Source organism: Sphingomonas faeni, from assembly GCF_023195535.1.
Classification (GTDB): domain Bacteria; phylum Pseudomonadota; class Alphaproteobacteria; order Sphingomonadales; family Sphingomonadaceae; genus Sphingomonas; species Sphingomonas faeni_B.
In genome coordinates, this window is the sequence record NZ_JALPNF010000009.1 from 23,364 (window position 1) to 42,772 (window position 19,409).

General features: G+C 66.8%; 21 protein-coding genes. 13 read left to right on the top strand and 8 right to left on the bottom strand.

Annotated elements, in window-relative coordinates:
• Positions 1 to 147: 147 nt before the first annotated feature.
• Together SPHN_RS15090 and SPHN_RS15095 are read right to left on the bottom strand one after the other, a co-directional pair.
• Positions 148 to 1,686, bottom strand: coding sequence for an ABC transporter permease/substrate-binding protein (locus SPHN_RS15090; protein ID WP_248524545.1), 1,539 nt, complete (start codon positions 1,684 to 1,686; stop codon positions 148 to 150).
• Positions 1,683 to 2,444 carry an ATP-binding cassette domain-containing protein gene (locus tag SPHN_RS15095; RefSeq protein ID WP_248524546.1) on the bottom strand — a complete coding sequence of 254 codons (762 nt, stop codon included), beginning with the start codon at positions 2,442 to 2,444 and terminating at the stop codon, positions 1,683 to 1,685. The genes SPHN_RS15090 and SPHN_RS15095 overlap by 4 nt, the downstream gene beginning before the upstream one ends.
• Positions 2,445 to 2,499: 55 nt before the next feature.
• Between SPHN_RS15095 and SPHN_RS15100 the strand changes: the two genes are divergently transcribed.
• Positions 2,500 to 3,291: an SDR family oxidoreductase gene (locus tag SPHN_RS15100; protein WP_248524547.1), complete on the top strand. Its 792-nt coding sequence runs from the start codon at positions 2,500 to 2,502 to the stop codon at positions 3,289 to 3,291.
• 144 nt (positions 3,292 to 3,435) lie between these two features.
• Here the strand turns inward: SPHN_RS15100 and SPHN_RS15105 are convergent, their stop codons facing one another.
• Positions 3,436 to 3,732 carry a 4a-hydroxytetrahydrobiopterin dehydratase gene (locus SPHN_RS15105; RefSeq protein ID WP_128453864.1) on the bottom strand — a complete coding sequence of 99 codons (297 nt, stop codon included), beginning with the start codon at positions 3,730 to 3,732 and terminating at the stop codon, positions 3,436 to 3,438.
• 48 nt (positions 3,733 to 3,780) lie between these two features.
• On the opposite strand from SPHN_RS15105, the gene SPHN_RS15110 reads away from it, so the two are divergent.
• Genes SPHN_RS15110 through SPHN_RS15120 form a run of 3 tightly spaced genes read left to right on the top strand, consistent with a single transcriptional unit; the run spans position 3,781 to position 5,422 of the window.
• Positions 3,781 to 4,215: a metallopeptidase family protein gene (locus SPHN_RS15110; protein WP_432715105.1), complete on the top strand. Its 435-nt coding sequence runs from the start codon at positions 3,781 to 3,783 to the stop codon at positions 4,213 to 4,215.
• A gap of 41 nt (positions 4,216 to 4,256) precedes the next feature.
• Positions 4,257 to 4,784: a heme ABC exporter ATP-binding protein CcmA gene (ccmA, locus tag SPHN_RS15115; RefSeq protein WP_248524549.1), complete on the top strand. Its 528-nt coding sequence runs from the start codon at positions 4,257 to 4,259 to the stop codon at positions 4,782 to 4,784.
• A complete protein-coding gene (locus tag SPHN_RS15120) occupies positions 4,781 to 5,422 on the top strand; it encodes a heme exporter protein CcmB (RefSeq protein WP_248524550.1) in 642 nt (213 codons plus the stop codon). Before ccmA ends, SPHN_RS15120 begins: the two co-directional genes overlap by 4 nt.
• A 44-nt stretch (positions 5,423 to 5,466) precedes the next feature.
• On the opposite strand, the gene SPHN_RS18450 is transcribed toward SPHN_RS15120, so the two are convergent.
• Both SPHN_RS18450 and SPHN_RS15125 read right to left on the bottom strand, forming a co-directional pair.
• Positions 5,467 to 5,592, bottom strand: coding sequence for a hypothetical protein (locus SPHN_RS18450; RefSeq protein WP_259457500.1), 126 nt, complete (start codon positions 5,590 to 5,592; stop codon positions 5,467 to 5,469).
• A gap of 80 nt (positions 5,593 to 5,672) precedes the next feature.
• Positions 5,673 to 6,095 (bottom strand): DUF1810 domain-containing protein, encoded by a 423-nt coding sequence (locus SPHN_RS15125; RefSeq protein ID WP_248524652.1) that lies wholly within the window; start codon positions 6,093 to 6,095, stop codon positions 5,673 to 5,675.
• A gap of 79 nt (positions 6,096 to 6,174) precedes the next feature.
• Here SPHN_RS15125 and SPHN_RS15130 point away from each other — a divergent pair, with 79 nt between their 5' ends.
• Together SPHN_RS15130 and SPHN_RS15135 are read left to right on the top strand one after the other, a co-directional pair.
• Positions 6,175 to 6,684, top strand: a complete 510-nt coding sequence (locus tag SPHN_RS15130; protein WP_248524551.1) for a hypothetical protein — start codon at positions 6,175 to 6,177, stop codon at positions 6,682 to 6,684.
• A gap of 3 nt (positions 6,685 to 6,687) precedes the next feature.
• Entirely contained in the window at positions 6,688 to 7,305 is a 618-nt protein-coding gene (locus SPHN_RS15135) for a YbhB/YbcL family Raf kinase inhibitor-like protein (protein ID WP_248524552.1), read from the top strand.
• 441 nt (positions 7,306 to 7,746) lie between these two features.
• Here SPHN_RS15135 and SPHN_RS15140 read toward each other — a convergent pair whose 3' ends face one another.
• Positions 7,747 to 8,811 carry a GGDEF domain-containing protein gene (locus SPHN_RS15140; protein ID WP_248524553.1) on the bottom strand — a complete coding sequence of 355 codons (1,065 nt, stop codon included), beginning with the start codon at positions 8,809 to 8,811 and terminating at the stop codon, positions 7,747 to 7,749.
• Positions 8,812 to 8,974: 163 nt separating this feature from the next.
• Complete coding sequence (locus SPHN_RS15145; RefSeq protein WP_248524554.1) at positions 8,975 to 9,511, bottom strand: peroxiredoxin; 537 nt, start codon at positions 9,509 to 9,511, stop codon at positions 8,975 to 8,977.
• Positions 9,512 to 9,601: 90 nt separating this feature from the next.
• Between SPHN_RS15145 and SPHN_RS15150 the strand changes: the two genes are divergently transcribed.
• Complete coding sequence (locus SPHN_RS15150; protein WP_248524555.1) at positions 9,602 to 10,441, top strand: inositol monophosphatase family protein; 840 nt, start codon at positions 9,602 to 9,604, stop codon at positions 10,439 to 10,441.
• A 531-nt stretch (positions 10,442 to 10,972) separates the two neighbouring features.
• Here SPHN_RS15150 and SPHN_RS15155 read toward each other — a convergent pair.
• Complete coding sequence (locus tag SPHN_RS15155) at positions 10,973 to 13,120, bottom strand: AsmA family protein (protein ID WP_248524556.1); 2,148 nt, start codon at positions 13,118 to 13,120, stop codon at positions 10,973 to 10,975.
• A 182-nt stretch (positions 13,121 to 13,302) separates the two neighbouring features.
• On the opposite strand from SPHN_RS15155, the gene rpmI reads away from it, so the two are divergent.
• The 6 genes from rpmI (at position 13,303) to SPHN_RS15185 (ending at position 19,310) form a co-directional block, all read left to right on the top strand.
• Positions 13,303 to 13,506, top strand: a complete 204-nt coding sequence (gene rpmI, locus SPHN_RS15160; protein WP_031395289.1) for a 50S ribosomal protein L35 — start codon at positions 13,303 to 13,305, stop codon at positions 13,504 to 13,506.
• A gap of 19 nt (positions 13,507 to 13,525) precedes the next feature.
• On the top strand, positions 13,526 to 13,891 hold the full coding sequence (rplT, locus tag SPHN_RS15165) for a 50S ribosomal protein L20 (RefSeq protein ID WP_056054375.1): 366 nt from the start codon (positions 13,526 to 13,528) through the stop codon (positions 13,889 to 13,891).
• Between the two features lie 242 nt (positions 13,892 to 14,133).
• Entirely contained in the window at positions 14,134 to 14,463 is a 330-nt protein-coding gene (locus SPHN_RS15170; protein WP_248524557.1) for a GIY-YIG nuclease family protein, read from the top strand.
• Positions 14,464 to 14,485: 22 nt separating this feature from the next.
• Entirely contained in the window at positions 14,486 to 15,580 is a 1,095-nt protein-coding gene (gene pheS, locus SPHN_RS15175; protein ID WP_282580605.1) for a phenylalanine--tRNA ligase subunit alpha, read from the top strand.
• Positions 15,581 to 15,746: 166 nt separating this feature from the next.
• The gene (gene pheT / locus SPHN_RS15180; protein WP_248524560.1) at positions 15,747 to 18,251 is read left to right on the top strand and encodes a phenylalanine--tRNA ligase subunit beta; all 2,505 of its coding nucleotides are present in this window, start codon (positions 15,747 to 15,749) and stop codon (positions 18,249 to 18,251) included.
• A 174-nt stretch (positions 18,252 to 18,425) separates the two neighbouring features.
• The gene (locus tag SPHN_RS15185; RefSeq protein ID WP_248524562.1) at positions 18,426 to 19,310 is read left to right on the top strand and encodes an aldose 1-epimerase family protein; all 885 of its coding nucleotides are present in this window, start codon (positions 18,426 to 18,428) and stop codon (positions 19,308 to 19,310) included.
• Positions 19,311 to 19,409 lie beyond the last annotated feature (99 nt).

Consider the following 19,409-nt stretch of genomic DNA (forward strand, 5'->3'; position numbering starts at 1 on the left):
CATTATCCGTCATCCCCGCGGACGCGGGGACCCATAGGCTCGGAGCCTGGCGATTTTATCAGACCCCTCAGCCCCTATGGATCCCCGCCTTCGCGGGGATGACGATGGTGAACTTGGAGGGTATTCGGAGAGGCGGGGCGAGGGCAGTTAAAGCCCGACCTTCGCCGCCAGCCACAGCGCCGCCGCCTCGGGCGTCTGCTTGTCCGCATCACGATCGACCTGATAGTTCGCCGCGCGCATCGCCTCTACCGGGATCCGCCCGACCAGCGGCTTGAGCGCACCCACGAACTTCGTATCCCCAGCTCGCTTCGGTGCCACCATCATGATCGCATCATAGCCGGGAATTGCCCGCCGCGGATCGCTGAGCACCGTCAGCCGATCCGCCGCGATCCGTCCATCCGACGAAAACGCCGAGATCACGTCGACATTGCCGCTCTCCAAAGCGCGATACATGAAGGTCGGGCTGTACGGCGTCGTCTTGGCGAACCGCAACGGATAGGCGCGCTTCACCGCCGCCCATTCGGGGCGTTCGAGAAACTCCAGATCGCTGCCCAGCGTCATGCTCGAGGAGGCCTTCGCCAGATCGTTCAGGCTGGCGATCCCCTTGGCCTTGGCCGCGTCCGACGTCATCGCGAACGCATAGGCATTCTCGAACCCGAGCGACCCGACCAGCCCGACGCCGTGTTCGCGCGTCGCCCAGTCGCCGATCGCCGCGACCATCGGCGCGCGTTCCGGCACGTCGCGGCGCTTCATCTCGTTCGCCCAGATCGTCCCGGCATAATCGACATACACGTCGATATCCCCGGTCGAGAGCGCGCCGAAGACCACCGCCGAGCCCAGCCCATCGCGGTACTGCACGGTATAGCCGGCACGCTCGAGCCGATCGCCGATCAGCCGCGCGAGGATATATTGCTCGGAGAAATTCTTCGCACCGACCACCACCGTCCGGTCGCCGCCGCCCCTCGGCCACAGCGGCGCCGTCGCCACCGCAGTCCCCGCCACCAGCACCGCGGTGCATGCGATCCACAGCCAGCGCCGCCGCGCGCGGATGCCGTATTCGATCCCGCCGATCAGCGCGTCGACCGCCAGCGCCAGCGCCGCCGCCGACACGCAACCGGCAAGGACCAGCGCCCAGTTCTGCGTCTGGAGCCCGGCAAAGATCATGTCGCCAAGGCTCGGCTGGCCCACGGTGGTCGACAATGTCGCCGCACCGATCGTCCACACCGCCGCGGTTCGAATGCCCGCGATCAGCACCGGCGCGACCAGCGGTGCCTCGACCAGCCGCAGCTTCTGCGCGGGCGTCATGCCGACCGCATCGGCCGCCTGGATCACCGCCGGGTCGATCCCGTGCAGCCCCGCCACCGCATTCCTGATGATCGGTAGCAGCGCGTACAACGTCAATGCGATCAGCGACGGCAGGAAGCCGAGCGCCGGGATCCCGCCGCCGACCAGCGCGGACAGGCTCAGCAGCAGCGGATAGAACAGGGCGAGCAGCGCAAGGCTCGGGATCGTCTGGACGAGGCTGGCAAACCCGAGCGAGACGCGCGCAACGGTCGCATTGCGCGCGGACCAGATTCCCAGCGGCAGGCTGATCGCGATCCCCAGCAGCAGCGCCGATGCCGACAACAGGACATGCGCGGCGAGCAACGGCGGCACGCGGCCGAGGGCTTCGAGAAACGCGCTCAAGCGACCAGCGCCTGAAGGCGTTCGGCCTGCGCGCGCGGCACCTGCACCAGCGCCTGCGCGTCGTCGCCACCTTTGCCCGCGACCAGCTCGGCCGGGGTCGCATCGGCGACGATCCGCCCCGCCTTCATCACCAGCACGCGATCGGCGAGCAACAGCGCCTCCGCCATGTCGTGGGTGACGAGGATCGTCGTCAGCCCGAGCCGGTCATGCAGTTCGCGGATCCGCGTGCCGAGCGCGTCGCGCGTCACCGGATCGAGCGCCCCGAACGCCTCGTCGAGCAGCAGCAATTTCGCGCCGGGTGCGAGCGCGCGGGCGATGCCGACGCGCTGGCGCTGGCCGCCCGATAGTGCGTCCGGCATCCGGGTGGCGACGTCGCGCGGCAGGTCGACCAGGTCCAGCAACTCACCCACCACGGCTTCGTCGCGGCGTCCCGCGATCCGCAGGCCGATCGCGATATTCTCGGCGATCGTCATGTGCGGGAACAGGCCGATATTCTGGAAGACATAGCCGATCCGTCGGCGCAATTCGGGCGCGGACTCGGCGGCGATATCCGCGCCGTCGATCGTCACGCGGCCCTCGCTCGGCTCGACCAGCCGGTTGATCGTCTTGAGCAGCGTCGACTTGCCCGATCCCGATGTCCCGACCAGCGCGACGAAGCTGCCGCCCGCGATCGCCAGCGAGACCGCATCGACCGCGATCGTCGACCCGTAGGTCTTGGTGACGCGTTCGAAAGCGAGCGCAGGGGAATTGTCTGGCATCTGCCCGCAGGATGCGGGAAACATACCGGAAAATCAAATCATAGAGAGAGGCGTCATGACCGAGCAGAGCATTTTCATCACCGGCGGCGGATCGGGGATCGGTCGGGCCACCGCGCAGCTGTTCGCGCGGAAGGGCTGGCGTGTCGGCCTGGCGGACGTCAACGTTGCCGGCCTCGCCGAAACCGCCGCGCTGTTGCCTGCCGGCATGGCGACCACCTACCAGATGGACGTGCGCGACCGCGATGCGTGGGTGGCCTGCCTCGACGCGTTCGTCGCGACCACTGGCGGGCGCCTCGACGTGCTGTTCAACAATGCCGGGATCGGCTCGGGCGGCCCGCTCGCGGAGACCGACTTCGCCGAGATCGACCGCGTGATCGCGATCAACCTGGTCGGCGCCTTGAACGGCGCGCGGATCGGCTATGCCTATCTCAAGCGCACGCCGGGTTCCTGCCTGCTCAACACCGCCTCCGCGTCGGCGATCTACGGCTCGTCCGGCCTCGCTCCCTATTCGGCAACCAAGTTCGGGGTGCGCGCGATCACCGAGGCGCTCGACGGCGAATGGGCGGTGGACGGCATCAAGGTGCGCAGCATCGTGCCGAGCTTTATCGACACGCCGTTGCTCGATTCGGGGGCGGGGGGAAGCAACCACTCGATCCGCGAGACGGTGACGGGCGCGGGGCTCGAACTGACTGGCGTCGACAAGGTCGCGGACGCCGCCTGGGCCGCAGTCCACGGCGATAAGGTCCACACCTATGTCGGCAAGACCGCGCACCGCATGGCGTTCGCGGCCCGCTGGATGCCGGGATCCTTACGCAAGCGCATGCGGCGCAGCATGACGCGGGAGTGACATTTGTTGTTTCCTCCCCCGCCAGGGGGAGGTGGCTGGCACTTGCCAGACGGAGGGGGAGGTAAGGTAAACCAGCGCTCCGTGTCCTTCCCCTCCGTCGCCTTCGGCGCCACCTCCCCCTGGCGGGAGAGGATTACAGGAGACTCAGGCGTCGCCGACGATCGCGTCGATCGCCTCGGCCATCTCGATATCGCGTGGGGAAAGGCCGCCCGCATCATGCGTCGTCAGCAGGATCTCCACCCGGTTCCAGACGTTCTTCCATTCCGGATGGTGGTTCGCGCGCTCGGCGATCAGCGCGACCTGCGCCATGAAGCCGAACGCCTCGACGAAATCGGCGAACACGATCGTCCGCGTGATCGCATCGCGCGCGTCGTCGTAATCCCACTCGTCGAGCCCATCGAGCGCCTCGGCCCGCTCGGTCTCGTTCAGCGCTTCGATCATTCGCGTGTCCCTTGCCGCTATCCTCGGGCAACGACTATGGCTGGCAGCATGAGCGGGCAAGCAGCAATACGGGCAGAGGCGCTTGGAGAAGCACCGGACGCCGACGCGATCGAGGCGATCGCGCGTGCGACGATCGCCAGGCTGCCCGAACAGTTCGCGGTCCATCTCGGCGACATCGTCTTCGCGGTCGAGGAGTATGCCGACGACGAGACGCTCGCCGCGCTCGGCCTCGAGCACCCGCTCGATCTGTCGGGGCTGTACCACGGCCGTCCGCTCGGCGAGAAATCGTCGATGGATACCGCCACGATGCCCGACCGCATCGTCCTGTACCGCCGCGCGATCCTGGAGGAGTGGATCGAGACCGGCGTCCGTCTCGACGATCTCGTCGCGCACGTCACGATCCACGAGATCGGCCATCATTTCGGCCTCAGCGACGACGACATGCACGCGCTTGAAGACGCGGCGGAAGACTCCGCTCCGTGACCCTCACGTTTCGCGACGTCGCGTGCGTGCGGGGCGGAAGAATGCTCTTTTCAAACGTCTCGTTTGATCTCGGTCCCGGCGATGCCGCGATCGTCACCGGGCCCAACGGTATCGGCAAGTCGAGCCTGATCCGCATCGCCGCCGGCCTGCTCGCACCGTTCGAAGGGGCCGTGACCTGTAAGGCGGACAAGGCGCTCCTCACCGAAGCGAGCGCGCTCGACATCGACCGCACGCTCGTCGCCGCGCTGCGCTTCTGGGCGACCCTCGACCGCGCGCCAGACCCGGAAGAGCGTATTACGCGCGCGGTAAAGGCGCTCGATCTCGAAGCACTGGCCGACATTCCCGTCCGACTCCTGTCCACCGGCCAACGCCGCCGCGCCTCGATCGCCCGCGTCGCCGCGACCGACGCGCCGGTCTGGCTGCTCGACGAGCCCGCCAACGGGCTCGACCTGGCCTCGGTCACGCGGCTCGAAGCGCTGATCGCCCGACATCGGTCAAGCGGCGGCATCGCGCTGGTCGCCACGCATCTCCCGCTGTCGCTGCCGGGCGCGCGGGAGATCGCGCTGTGATCGCGCTGATCCGCCGCGATCTTCGCCGCAGCGTATCGAGCGGCGGCGCGACCCTGGTCGTCGCGTTCTTCCTGCTGGTGGCGACGCTGTTCCCGTTCGCGATCGGCCCCGACGCCGCGCTGCTCGCCAAGATCGGCGGCGGCGTGATCTGGACCGCGGCATTGCTGGCAGCACTCCTTCCCGTCGAGCGGCTGGTCGGTCCAGATCTGGAGTCCGGCGTATTCGATCAGTTCGCGGTGCGCGGGATGTCGATGACATTGGTCGCGGTGGCCAAGACGATCGCGCACTGGCTGGGCTTCGGCCCGCCGCTGATGCTTGCTGCGGTCATCGCCGCGGGGCTGCTCAACCTCTCGGGCGACACGCTGCTCCGCGTCGAGATCGGCTTGCTCATCGGCACGCCGGGTCTGGCGGCCCTCGCGGTCGTCACCAGCGCGCTGGTCGCGGGCGTGCGCGGCAGTGGTGCGGTGACCGGGCTGGTGATGCTCCCGCTCGCGGTGCCGCTACTGATCTTCGGTGCCGGCTCGCTCGATCCGGCGGGCGGCGCAGGCGCGATAAAGCTGCTCGCCGCGGTCAGCCTCGTGCTGGTCGCGGGCGCACCGTTCATCGCTGCCGCCGCGATCAGGGCCGCGCTGGACTAGGCCCTCGGCTTCCCCGTCCCTGAAAGGAAGGGGAAGGGGGGTATTCAGTTGAGCGTCGTCATCTCGACGGGCTTGCCCTTCGTGGTCGGATTGGACGCATTCGCCTTGGGCGCTTTTTCAGCCTTGGGTTTGCGAACTTCCTTGCTCGATTTCTTCTGGCTCTTGGCCATGACCACACCTCATGGAGCGGAAGGCCCCGCCGCCGTGCTACACCTTTTGCCGACGATACGCCCCTCTTATCGCTAGCGACTCATGTCCGGCTCGCCCCAAGCAGGTCCAGCGTCGCCCGATCGTCCTCCCCATCGAAAAAGCGATCCAGCGCCGCGCGGAACGGCGCCGGATCATCGGCGACCGACGCGAACAGCGTCATCGACGATCGCAGCTTCACCGCATCGATATCGCCAAGGATCGTCTCGGCCGAGCCCTGCGCGGCGGTCACGGCCTCGGTCGCTTCGAGCAGACGCGGCCCGAGGACCGGATGCGCCAGATACGCCCGCGCCTCGTTCGCGTCGACGATCGCATAGGTCCGCGCCATCATGCTCTGCCCTAGACCCGCGATCTGCGGGAAGATGAACCACATCCACTGGCTGCGTTTCGCACCGGCGTGCAGTTCGGCGAGCGCCCGCGGGTACATGTCGTCCTGTACGGCAACGAAGCGGGTCAGATCCGGCATGTCCTCGAAATGGTCGCGATCCTCCTCGACGCAACCCCCGACAAGGCCGATGCGTTGATCGACCAGAAGAGGAATGCGCATGAAGACGATGGTAATGATCGCGGTTCTTGCCCTCCCGGTGCTGAGCGGCTGCGGCAAGACGGACGAACCGACCGACACGCTCGCCGCGAGCAACTTCACGCCGCCGCAGACGCGCGCGCCGACGCCGCTCCCCGGGCAAGCGCAGACGACACCGATCACCGCCTATGTCGGCAAATATCCGCATGATGCGGTGGGTGGCGTCGATTTCTACGACCGCACCGATGTCGCATCCGGGCTCGTCACCGCGGTCGGCGATGCGAAACTGCGCGAGACGATACGCGGTCGCTCCGGCCCCGAAACGCCGGTGTTCAAGATCGGCGAGCGCGTCGCGGCCTGGGGCTGCGAGGAGCATAATTGCGGCGATCACAACTGGACGGTGATCGTCGACAGCCAGCGTGGGCGGACGCAGGTATGCTACCATGATGCCGCGAAGATGGGCACGCGTAGCGACTGGTATGATGGCGCCGCACCCGTCCGCCGTGCCGAAACCTGTCCTTCGGAAGGATAAGCGATGCTCGAACATATCCCGGCCTGGCTTGGCCATGCGATGAGCGGGCTGCGTGCCGGAACCGACAAGCTTGCCATCGTCCACCTCGGCGACCGGTTCGAAACGCTCGACCTGACCAGCCCGGCGTTCGCGCACGAGGGTCGGATGCCGCCACGTTTCACGACCGACGGGGACGGCGTATCGCCGCCGCTGGTCTGGAGCGAACCGCCGGTCGGGACCGCGCGCATGGTGCTGATCGTCGAGGATGCCGACGCACCGGCACCACAGCCTCTCGTCCACGCGATCGTCTGGGGGCTCGAAGCCGATGCCGGTCACCTTGCCGAGGGGGCGATCGCGGCCGATGGAGAGCGTGACGCCGTCGGGCGCGACGTCGGTCGAAACTCCTATCTCCGCGAAGGCTGGCTACCGCCGGATCCCCCGAGCGGACACGGCGAACATCGCTACGCATTTCAGCTGTTTGCGATCGACGCGGATGCAGCGGATGTCGGTCCGACACCCGGACGCTCGGCTGTGATCGACGCCATTGCCGGCCATGTCTTGGCGGCTGGGCTGCTGATCGGAACCTACTCGCGTGATGAGGAGGCGCCGGTTGGTCCGGTCGGTTCGGGCGCGCTGGCGTAATTCGGTGCGGTCGTCGGCCGCGGATACACGACGCTGTTCCGGTTGCGTCAGGCCAGCGCCGCGCCGGTATGCGTGACGATCAACAGGACCGTGGTCGAAAAGGCGGCAAGCCCGATGAGAATGCTGCGTCCCATGATGGCGCTCCGTGACAAGAGGATCAGGCGATCGGGATGATCGGTACGGCAGAGCTTACGGCGATCGCGCCGAAGACAAGCGCACCGACGAACGAGACGGCGATACGCTGGGCGGTTTCAAAGCGGAACGACATGGAAATTTCCTTCGATATTCGGGCGCCGGACCATCCGGGCGCCGATATCGAATGAACTGCATGACGCGTGCCAGTTCTTTAAACCTTTGACTTTGCTGGGTCTTCGGGTGAGCCGGCCCACAAGGTGGCAAAGTAAGCCGCGAAATGGTCGTATAATCCGCCAACTTATGGGATCAGCCTGCACAGATCCGATCGCGCCCTTGTTCTTTGGCGGCGTACAGCAGGCGGTCGGCCCGCAGAAAGGCCATTTCGGCAGGCTCGTCGGCATGGATTGCGGTCACGCCCGCGGAAAACGTGATGACGCCCAGCGGGGTATCGGTTTCTCGATTGCGGAACCGCTTGGCGCCGACCACCGCGCGGACCGAATCGAGCAGGGCCGCCGCATCGGCCAGGCTCGATCCACCGAGCAGCACGGCGAATTCCTCGCCGCCATGGCGTACCACCAAATGGGGCGCACACTCGGCCGCCAGGGCTTGCCCGATCGCGATTAGCACGCGGTCGCCGACACCGTGGCCGTGGGCGTCGTTGATATGTTTGAACCGGTCGATGTCGCAGACCGCCAGGCAATAAGGCCCCGCGTTCAGATCGCGTGCGGCAAAGGCCTCTTCGAAGGCGCGTCGGTTGGGCAAGCCGGTCAGGACATCACGTCTTGCCGTATCCCGTGCCTCGGCCAGCTTGGTGCGTAGCGCATTCGTTTCCGCAGTCGCCAGCGCAAGCCGCACTTCGCTGTCATGAATCCGCGCGATCATCGAGCTCGTGATTCGGGTGATCTCGTCGAGCTCGGCCAGATGCGTGATCGCCGCAGCCCTCTGCGCCAGGTTGTGGCCGAAATCTTCGGTTTCCGCCTGTATCGTCCGCACGATCTGCGCGAATCCATCGACCTGTTGCTGCGTCTCGATGACGAGCGCGATCGCCGTGTCGGCCTGCATGTCGAGACTGGCGCTGGCCATGCCCCGGGCATCGGGATCGGTGCGGGACAGGTCGAGGGGAGGTCCCTCTACCGCCCGCCCCCCGAGCCGTTCGATGTCCTGTCTCGTCAACCTGATACCCAGGTCGGTCTGCTGCCGTACGGCTTGGGCCAGCTCGCTTTCCGGCGCCGACAATACGGCATAGGCAAAAGCGTAATGTGCCGGATCGGCGCTGAGTTTCTGCGCGTGAAGGAACCTGCCGATCCGCTCGAATATCGTATCGTTCGGCAATGATCCGGCCATAGATCTGGCCGCCTTTACGTCGCGCATCTCGTCCCCCGAGTTCTCGCAGTCCCCAATAAACCCGAAAGCGTTAGGATTAAGTCACCGAAACGGCAAATAATTGCCGGTTCGGTGACGGGCTGCGCGGGACGGAAGGCCTGCGACGGCCGAACCGTCTAATCCGGTGATCGAGACGTCGGCAGCCGATCGCTTACTTGCCGGTCAGCTTCTGGACCGCGGCGAGCGTCGTCGCGACGTGCTCGGCAGGGTTCATGTCGTCATGGACGAATGCGATGCGGCCGTCCTTAGCGATGACGTAGCTGGTGCGCTTGGTCACGTCGCGGCCCGCAATCTGCTTGCCGAGCGCGACGTCATAGCCCGTGACGACCTTCGGGCCGGCGCTGGCGACCGCGAACTTGCCCGCGCACTTCTCGGCCGAGAATTTGCTGAGCGTCTCGACGTTGTCGGCCGACATGCCGATCACCGTGCCACCCGCCTTGGTGAATGCCGGGATCGCCTCGGCGAACGCATGCGCTTCGGCGTTGCAGCCGCCGGTATAGGCCGCCGGGAAGAAATACAGCACGACCGGGCCCTTTTTGAGCTGCTCGGCGAGGTGGACCGTGAACACCTTGCCGGCGATCGCGCCACGCGTGGTGAAGTCGGGTGCCCTGGCGCCGGGCGCGAGCGCGGCGAACGCGGGCGTTGCGGCAAGGAGGGCGGCGGCGGCGAGAGTCTGGACGAGGCGCATGGACGATACTCCGGTTGGATTGCAACGACCTACGCCGACGCAGGCGTTCCGTCCATTGCTCCCTGCGGCTGCGACCGATAGGCAGGGGCCATGCCAGTAACCCAAGCCGATATCGATCTCGCGCACCGCCTCGCGGATGCTGCGGGCCACGTCATCCGACCGTATTTCCGCCATGAGCACGGCGTCGAGATCAAGGACGACCAGTCTCCCGTCACGCGTGCCGACCGCGAGGCCGAATCGGCGATGCGCCGCCTGCTCGATGCGGAGCGCTCGGGCGACGGCATCGTCGGCGAGGAGTTCGGCGAGAAGGCCGGCGTGACGAATCGCAAATGGGTGCTCGACCCGATCGACGGCACGCGCAGCTTCACCGTCGGGCGCGCGATCTTCGGGACATTGATCGCACTCGTCGAAGACGGCTGGCCGGTGCTTGGGATCATCGATCAACCGGTTCAGCGCGAACGCTGGGTCGGCGTCGCCGGGCGGCCGACGACGCTCAACGGCGTGCCGGTCCGAACGCGCGCCTGCCGCGAACTTGCCGGCGCGACGATCGCCACCACCAGCCCGCATCTCTTCGAGGACGGCGATGTGCAGCCGTATTTGGCGCTGGTCGCGGCGATCTCTGGCGGCAACCCGCGGCAGGGGCCCGTCTATGGCGGCGACTGCTACAATTACGGCCTGCTCGCGAGCGGCCATCTCGATGTTGTCTGTGAGTCGGGCCTCAAGTTGTACGACTTCGCCGCGCTCGTCCCGGTGGTCGAAGGCGCCGGCGGCATGATGTGCGACTGGAACGGCGACCCGCTGACCGCGGCAAGCGAAGGCCATGTGCTGGCGATCGGCGACCCCGCGCGCATGGACGACGTGCTCGAGGCGATGCACCGGGTGCAGGATGGCCACGATCATGGTGCGCATGACGGCCACGACCACGGATAGGGGGTCCCCTCCCGCCGGCGGGAGGTGCTAGGGGAGGGCGCGACGTACGTACCGGCGTCCGGCATGCGAGGCGATCCCCTCCCCCGACCCCTCCCGCAGGCGGGAGGGGAGCAGAAGCGCATAAACCACTTCGCCTCCTACTCGCACCTTAGTCCGTCATCCCGGCGGACGCCGGGACCCACGGAGACGGAGCGCTAGCCGTCTGAGCGGACCCAACCATGGGCCCCGGCGTCCGCCGGGGTGACGGGGTGAGTGTTGTGCTGGAGACGCAGCCTTGGTTAGGAATTAAGTCGCAAGTACGTCGACCCAACCCAAGCGGCGGGCTCGGTTCAGACGAACGTGGTTCCCACCAGTCCCCCGCATATATACCGCCAAGACCCGCTCACACCCGATCCGTCATCCCGGCGGACGCCGGGACCCATGGACGCGGAACGCTAGCCATCTACGCGTCCCCAACCATCGGCAACGGCGCCCGCCTGACGCCAGGATGAGCGAGCTAGGGAAGGGACCGCACGGTTCGCCCCCGCGCCCTCAGAAAATCCCCAGAAACTTCTTCCGCTGTGCCTTGCCCTCGGAGCGGGTCGGCTTCCCGTCCTCGGCCTTGGCCGTCGTCCCACGGCCGACATCATCGCGCGCCTCGCCCTTGGTCGTCCGCTGCGCCGCCGCGGTCGCCCCTGCCAGCACCGGTCCGCACGCAGTCGACTTCGCATCGCCCACATCGACGAACGCCAGGATGCCCGCCACCGGCGTCGCCACCAGTGCCAAGCCAAGCCCGCTGCCGACGCGCGCCAGCAGGTCCTTCGAGATTACCTGCAGCTTCGGCGCGGCGAACATCCCGCCGACACTCACCGGCGACTGCCCCGCGAACAGGCTGAACTTCTTAGAATCCGCGCGAAACGCAAGGTCGACCGCCTCGTTGCGGAAGCTGAACCCGCCACGCCCGACGATCACGTTCTTGCGCGTGTCGATCAGGATCGGATCCGCCGCCGCGACACCGCCGCGGACGGTAAAGCCGACCAACCCGCAGTTCATCTGCACCGGCTCGTCGAGCTTGCCCTGGAACATCCGCTGCGCGAACGTGCCGATGTCGAGTTCGGCGAGCTGCACATTACGCACCGACAGCGCCCCCGATGGCAGCACGAACGCGATCCGCCCCCGCGACGATGCGAGTGAATCGTGGATCGAGTCACCGCGCCCGTCGAGCTTGATTCGACCCTTGACGGTCCCGGTCGTCCCGGCCTCGGTCAGCCCATAGCCCTTGAGCAGCTGGCCCAGTGGCGTCGGTGCGAGACGAATGTCGTAGGACACCGCGCTGGGTCGCGCGCGCGTATCGAAGATGACGTCCGAGGCCACGTTCCCGCGGGCCATCGAGAAGGTCAGCGGTGACAACGCGAGGCGGCCGCGCTCGAGATCCAGCGTCAGGTCAACGTTGGAGATCGGAATGTTCTTCGACTTCACCGTGCCGATCGTCCATTTCAGGTCGGCATCGAAGATCTGCATCGTCTCGACCGGCAGATTCCCGTCGGGCAACAGGCGCTGCGGTGCGGCGCCCGTCGCCGCCGCCGCCGCCACCGCGCCGCGCGTCTCGACGATGTCGGGATTGAAGCCGATGAACGGCGCTGCATCGATGATGTCGAGGCTCTTGGTCGTGAGCACCGAATCGAGATGGATACGATCGCCATGGAGGATCGTCAGCTTGCCGGCGAGATCGGTCCGGCCCGCCACACCGCGCAGATGCGTGAAGGCGTACTCGTCACCCTGTTTGATGAGTTGCGCGCGCAGCTTGTATTTCCGCGTGTTCGGGATCGCGACATCGATGATGCCGAGCAGCGTCGACAGGTTGGCGCCGCGCGCGGTAACCGCCAGCGGCACGTTCTCGACATCGGCGATACTCGGCAGCGTCCCCGCGACGTCGATCACGTTGCCCGCCGCCCGCGCCCGCGCGACCAGCCTGTTCTGCCCCCGATTGGCGGTCGCATCCGGCGACAGGAGTTGCGCGGTCAGCGTGAACGGCGTCTCGCGCAGCCGCCCTCTGCCTGTCACCCCCACGGCACGGCCGATCGTCGCATCGACCGATCGGATGTCGGCGATATTGAGGTCCGCGACGATCCGCATCCGCGGATCCAGATAGCGCACCGACGTGCCGGTCACCGTCGCGACGTCGATCCGCGGAAAATCGAGCGGCTTGCCCCCCTTCTTCTCCGAGAACGTCCAGCTATTCGCGGTGTGCGCCCTGTTCCACTCCAGATCGACGTCGCCGTTGACGAGATCGAGCCAGTAGAGCCGCCGCTTGCCGAAGATCAGCGACAGGGGCGCGATCCGCGTGTCGAGCTTGTCCGCGCGGAACAGGTTCGGCCGGCTCGCCCAATCGGGGTTCGAGAGCGTGAAGTTCTCCGCGTACAGCTTGATCCGGAACGGCGCGAAATAGAGCTGGAAATCCCCGCGCACGGTCAGCGTCCGGTGGGTGAGCGAGCCGACGACCCGCTCGAACGGATGCTTCAGGAAGCGCCCCTTGGTGATATACAGCACCAGCCAGATCGCGACGATGACCGCGACGATCCCGAGCAGGATGTTGCGGATGATCCGCCGCTTGCGCCGTTTTCGGGTCTCGACCGCAATCGGCGCCGGCGCGGGAGCCGGGGAGGGGGCGTCGATCGGCGGCGTCGGGCTGGCGTCCATGCAAGCCCTATCGCATGGCAATCGCGCGAGTTCCACAATGCGGGGTCCGCGACGGTTGATATTTGCGACCAATGCGGATAGTGCGCCCGCTTCCTCGAAGGGAACGCGTTCGACGAATCGCCCGGCCAGTGTGGGCTGCCGCGGCGATTTCAGCGTCCTCCTTCGTAACCGAAAGGATAAAAATGCCCAAGCTGAAGACCAAGAGCGGCGTCAAGAAACGCTTCAAGCTCACCGCCACCGGCCTGCTCAAGCACGGCGTCGCCGGCAAGCGTCACCGTCTGGCGCATCACAACGGCAAGTACATCCGTCAGAACCGCGGCACCAAGCTGCTGTCGAAGGCCGATACCGCAGCGGTCAAGGCCTGGGCGCCTTACGGCCTGCGTTGAGCTGAGAAGGAATTAGACAATGGCACGCGTAAAACGGGGTGTTACCACCCGCGCCAAGCACAAGCGTATTTTGGTTCAGGCGAAGGGCTATTATGGCCGTCGCAAGAACACCATCCGCATCGCCCGTCAGGCCGTCGAGAAGGCCGGACAGTACGCCTATCGCGACCGCAAGGTTAAGAAGCGCACGTTCCGTGGCCTCTGGATCCAGCGCATCAACGCCGGCGTCCGCGCCGAGGGTCTGACCTACTCGCAGTTCATGCACGGCGTGAAGCTTGCGGGGATCGAACTCGACCGCAAGGTCCTGGCCGACATCGCCATGCACGAGGGCGCTGCATTCAGCGCCATCGTCGCACAGGTGAAGGCGGCACTGCCCCAGGCCGCGTAATCCGCGACTGAGGTGAGTTTCGGGAGGGCGTCGGTGGGAGACCACTGGCGCCCTTTCTGCGTTTGGTGCGGAGTGAACGCCCTAGCGCCGAAAGTTTCAGAACCTTCCCAAACTCCCAAACTCCCAAGCTCCCCAAATTCCGTAGTCCCCAAACCCCATCCGTCATCCCGGCGTCCGCCGGGATGACGGGAAGTTAACGGTGGATCAAAAGATCTGGCACGCGGCAAAAGGGGAGCACGAAAATGCGCGAAACCTTTCAGCCGTGCGTCTACATCCTCCACTCCCGCCGCCACGGCACGCTCTACATCGGCGTCACCTCAAACTTGCTCGCAAGGCTGGTTCAGCACCGAGAGGGGTTGATCCCCGGCTTCACTCGCCGGTACGGCATCAAGCGTCTCGCTTATTACGAGATGTTCGACACGATGGAGGCCGCGATCGTTCGCGAGAAGCGGCTGAAGGAATGGCGAAGAGCGTGGAAGGTCGAACTGATCGAAGCGCGCAACGAAAATTGGGACGATCTGGGTATCGGCCTCGGGCTGCCCCGCCTGCCCGAACCCACCCTGGGAGTATGACGTGACCGAAGACCTGAACCAGATGCGCGACCACATGCTGACGGCGATCGCCGCCGCATCCGGGCTCGATGCGCTCGATGCGTGCCGGGTCGAGGCGCTCGGCAAACAGGGCACGATCACCGCGCTCCTGAAGACGCTCGGCAAGATGACGCCCGAAGAACGCCTCGTTCAAGGCCCGCAAATCCAGGGCCTCCGCGAAGCTGTCGCCAACGGCATCGCCGAGCGCAAGGCAACACTCGAACGCGCCGCACTCGACGCGCGCCTCGCCAGCGAAACGCTCGACATGACGCTCCCCGCGGACGCCACGCCCGCCGGCACGATCCACCCGGTCAGCCAGGTCATGGACGAACTCGCCGAGATCTTCGCAGACCTGGGTTTCGCGGTCGCGACCGGTCCCGAGATCGAGACCGACTGGCACAATTTCACCGCGCTCAACATCCCCGAGACGCACCCCGCGCGCGCGATGCACGACACCTTCTACCTCCAGCAGGGGATCGACGCGAAGACCGCCGGCACCGCCGACGAGAAGACCACCTTCTCGCTGCTCCGCACGCACACCTCGCCGGTCCAGATCCGCACGATGTTGTCGCAGAAGCCGCCCATCCGCATCATCGCCCCCGGCCGCACCTACCGCTCGGACTCCGACGCGACGCACACGCCGATGTTCCACCAAGTCGAGGGCCTCGTGATCGACAAGGGCATCACGCTCGGCCACCTGAAATGGACGCTCGAGACCTTCGTAAAGGCGTTCTTCGAGCGCGACGACATCGTGCTCCGCCTGCGCCCCAGCTACTTCCCGTTCACCGAGCCCTCGGTCGAGATCGACGTCGGCTACACCCTCGTGAAGGGCAAGCGAGTCGTCGGCGGCGCCGAACCCGATGGCTGGCTCGAGATCCTCGGCTCGGGGATGGTCCACCGCAAGGTGATCGAAGCCTGCGGGCTCGACCCCGACGAATGGCAGGGCTTCGCATTTGGCTGCGGCATCGACCGCCTCGCGATGCTCAAATACGGCATGGATGACCTCCGCCCGTTCTTCGACGGCGATATCCGCTGGCTCAAGCATTACGGCTTTTCGAGCCTCGACGTGCCGACCCTGAGCGGAGGCGTGGGGGCATGAGCGTGGTCTATCGGCACGCGGGCCCGTCCCGCCACTGCACCCAAACCAACGACCGTCACCCCAGCGAAAGCTGGGGTCTCCCCGTTGGCGAGCGCAGCAACAGCCCCGCAAAGACCCCAGCTTCCGCTGGGGTGACGGCAGTATCTTATATGACGGAAGCCTGGTCATGAAGTTCACCCTCAGTTGGCTCAAGCAGCACCTCGAAACTGAAGCCACGCTAGACCAGATCGTCGAGGCCCTCACCCGCATCGGCCTCGAAGTCGAAGGCGTCGAGAACCCCGGCGAAAAGCTCGCCGCGTTCAAGATCGCCAAGGTGCTCAGCGCAGAACGCCACCCGCAGGCCGACAAGCTCCAGATCCTGTCGGTCGACGCCGGCAACGGTCCGCTGCAGGTCGTCTGCGGCGCGCCTAACGCCCGCGCCGGCCTGGTCGGCGTGTTCGGCGCCCCCGGCGCGTACGTCCCCGGCCTCGACGTGACGCTCAAGCTCGCCAGCATCCGCGGCGTCGAATCCAACGGCATGATGTGCTCGACACGCGAACTCGAGCTCGGCGAAGATCATGACGGCATCATCGAGCTGCCCGAAGACGCGCCGATCGGCACCGCGTACCCGGACTATGCCGGCCTCACCGACCCGGTCATCGACGTCGCGATCACCCCCAACCGCCAGGACTGCATGGGCGTCCGCGGCATCGCCCGAGACCTCGCCGCCGCCGGCCTCGGCACGCTGACCCCGCTGATCGTCCCCACCTCCACCCCCCCCGTCATCCCGGCGGACGCCGGGACCCAAGGTGTGACAGGGGCAGGCGGCGAACTCGATCCCCGCCGTCGCGGCAATGACGGAACAGGGGCTGGATCCGGACCCTATGTCGCGACGCTAGACCCAGAAGGCTGCCCCGCCTTCTTCGCCCAAACCGTCACCGGCGTGACCAACGGCGAGTCCCCCGAGTGGATGCGCCGCAGCCTCATCGCGATCGGCCAGAAGCCGATCTCCGCGCTCGTCGACATCACCAACTATCTGATGATCGACCTCGGCCGCCCCTTGCACGTCTACGACCGCGCCAAACTCTCCGGCGGCCTCGTCGCGCGCAAGGCCAAGCCCGGCGAACAGGTCGTCGCACTCAACGGCAAGACCTACACGCTCGACGCCACCATGACCGTCATCGCCGACGACGCGGGCGTGCACGACATCGGCGGCATCATGGGCGGCGAGCATTCGGGCGTCTCCGCGGACACCACCGACGTCCTGATCGAATGCGCTTATTTCGATCCCGACCACATCGCCCGGACCGGCCAGAAGCTCACGCTCACCTCCGACGCGCGCAGCCGGTTCGAACGCGGCGTCGACCCGGCGTTCCTCGATGACGGCCTCGCGATCGCCACCGCGCTCGTGCTCCACATCTGCGGCGGCACGGCCAGCGACGTCACCCGCTCGGGCGAACCCCCGCTAGAGCCCCGCGTGATCCACTACGACCCACGCCTCAGCGCCGACCTCGGCGGCCTCCACGTCGCCCCCGAACGCCAGGCACGCACCCTGTTGTCGCTCGGCTTCACGATCGGCGCGATCAAGTCGGCTGATGCGTTCAGCGACGCGCTGTTCTCGACGATCGAGGGCAAATGGCCGGTCACGATCCCGACCTGGCGCCGCGACGTCGACGGCCCCGCCGACCTCGTCGAGGAAGTCGTCCGCATCGAAGGGATCGACTCGATCCCCTCGACACCGCTCCCCCGCATGCCCGGTGTCGCCAAGCCGACCGCAACGCCCGAGCAGAAGCTCGAACGTAGGGCACGCCGCGCAGCCGCAGCCCGAGGCCTCGACGAAGCGGTAACCTGGAGCTTCCTCTCGGACGCCGAAGCCGCCCCGTTCGGCGGCGGCGCCTGGACGCTCGCCAACCCGATCAGCGAAGACCTGAAAGTCATGCGCCCCTCGCTGCTCCCCGGCCTGCTCGCCGCGACCGGCCGCAACCTTAAGCGCGGCCAGCAGAGCGTCCGCCTGTTCGAGATCGGCCGCCGCTATCTGGCCGACGCCGAGCGCGCTACTCTGGGTGTGGTCCTTGCAGGCGACCGCCGCCCACGCGGTTGGCGCGACGGCAAGGCGGCAAGCTTCGACGCGTACGACGCGAAGGCCGAAGCCTTGGCTTTGCTCGCAGCCTCTGGCGCACCCGTCGACAATTTGCAGGTGATGGGGGAGGCTGGCGACGCTTGGCATCCCGGTCAGTCGGGCACGCTCCGCCTCGGGCCGAAGACGGTGCTGGCGAGCTTCGGTATGCTCCACCCGTCGGTGCTGAAGGCGTTCGACCTCGACGGTGCAGTCGCCGCGGTAGAAGTCTACCTAGACGCGATCCCGCCCAAGCGCGCGACCGGCTTCGCCCGCCCGGCCTACACGCCGCCAGCGCTGCAAGCCGTCCGCCGCGACTTCGCGTTCCTCGTGCCGGCAGCGCTCGCCACCGACACGCTGGTCCGTGCGGTCAAGGGTGCGGACAAGGTCGCGATCGTCTCGGCCCGCGTGTTCGACGTGTTCACCGGGCAGGGGGTCGAGGACGGCCACAAGTCGGTCGCGGTCGAGATCGTCCTGCAACCGACCGCGAAAAGCTTCACCGACGAAGAAATCAAGGCGATCGCCGACAAGGTGGTCGCAGCGGCAGCCAAGCAGGGCGCGAGCCTGAGGGGATAACGCTCACCCCAAACACCACCCCGGCGAAGGCCGGGGCCCGAGTGGAAAGGCCAGCGTAACGCAGCGATGCGCGTGGTTGGCGACCTTTCCCAATTGGGCCCCGGCCTCCGCCGGGGTGGAATGGCGGTGAGCGTTTTAAAGCCTCGCGCGTTTGAGGCCCACGGAAGGAACCCCATGACCGACCTGATCACCATCGCCAACGACCACCTCACCGCGCAGATCAACCCGCACGGCGCCGAACTCACCCACCTCCACGACGCCGACGGCTGTGAGCTGATGACCAACGCCGACCCGGCCTATTGGACCGGCCATGCGCCGATCCTCTTCCCGGTCGTGGGCGTCGTCAACGAAGGCGTCATCCGCCTCGACGGCCAAGCGTACCCGATGCAGAAGCACGGTTTCGCACGCCACTCGACGTTCGAGGTCATCGCGCAGACCGAAACCTCCGCCACCTTCCGTCTCACCGACAGCGAGGAAACCCGCAAAGCCTACCCGTTCGCGTTCGCGCTCGACATCGTCTTCACGCTCGACGGCGCGACGCTCGGAATCGAGGCGCGCATCCACAACCGCACCGACGCGGCGATGCCGGCGAGCTTCGGCTTCCACCCCGCCTTCGCCTGGCCGCTCCCCTACGGCAAGCCGCGCGCTGACCACCGCATCACGTTCGACGCCGACGAGCCCGGCAAGCTCAAGGCAATCAGCCCAGACGGCCAGATCGCCATCGACGAGCGCTCCTCGCCGGTAGAGGACCGCGTGATCGCCCTCCGCGACGAACTCTTCGCCAACGATGCGCTCGTCTGGGACCCGGTCCACTCCGACGCTGTCACCTACGGCGCCAAGACCGGACCGCAATTGCAGATCGCCTTCCCCGATACCCCAAAGCTCGGCATCTGGACCAAGCCCGGCGCGGCCTATGTCTGCGTCGAGCCGTGGCACGGCATCGCCGACCCCGAAGGCTATACCGGCGACTACCGCGACAAACCCGGCGTGTTCGAGGTGGCTGCGGGCGACACGAAGCGCATCACCATGAGCGTGACGCTGGTGCCCGCCACCGTTTGAACCAAATGCATTGGACTCTGCGATCCTCCCCCGCCAGGGGGAGGTGGCTGGCGTTCGCCAGACGGAGGGGGAGGTAAGGGGTTACGTCTGTTCCGTGTC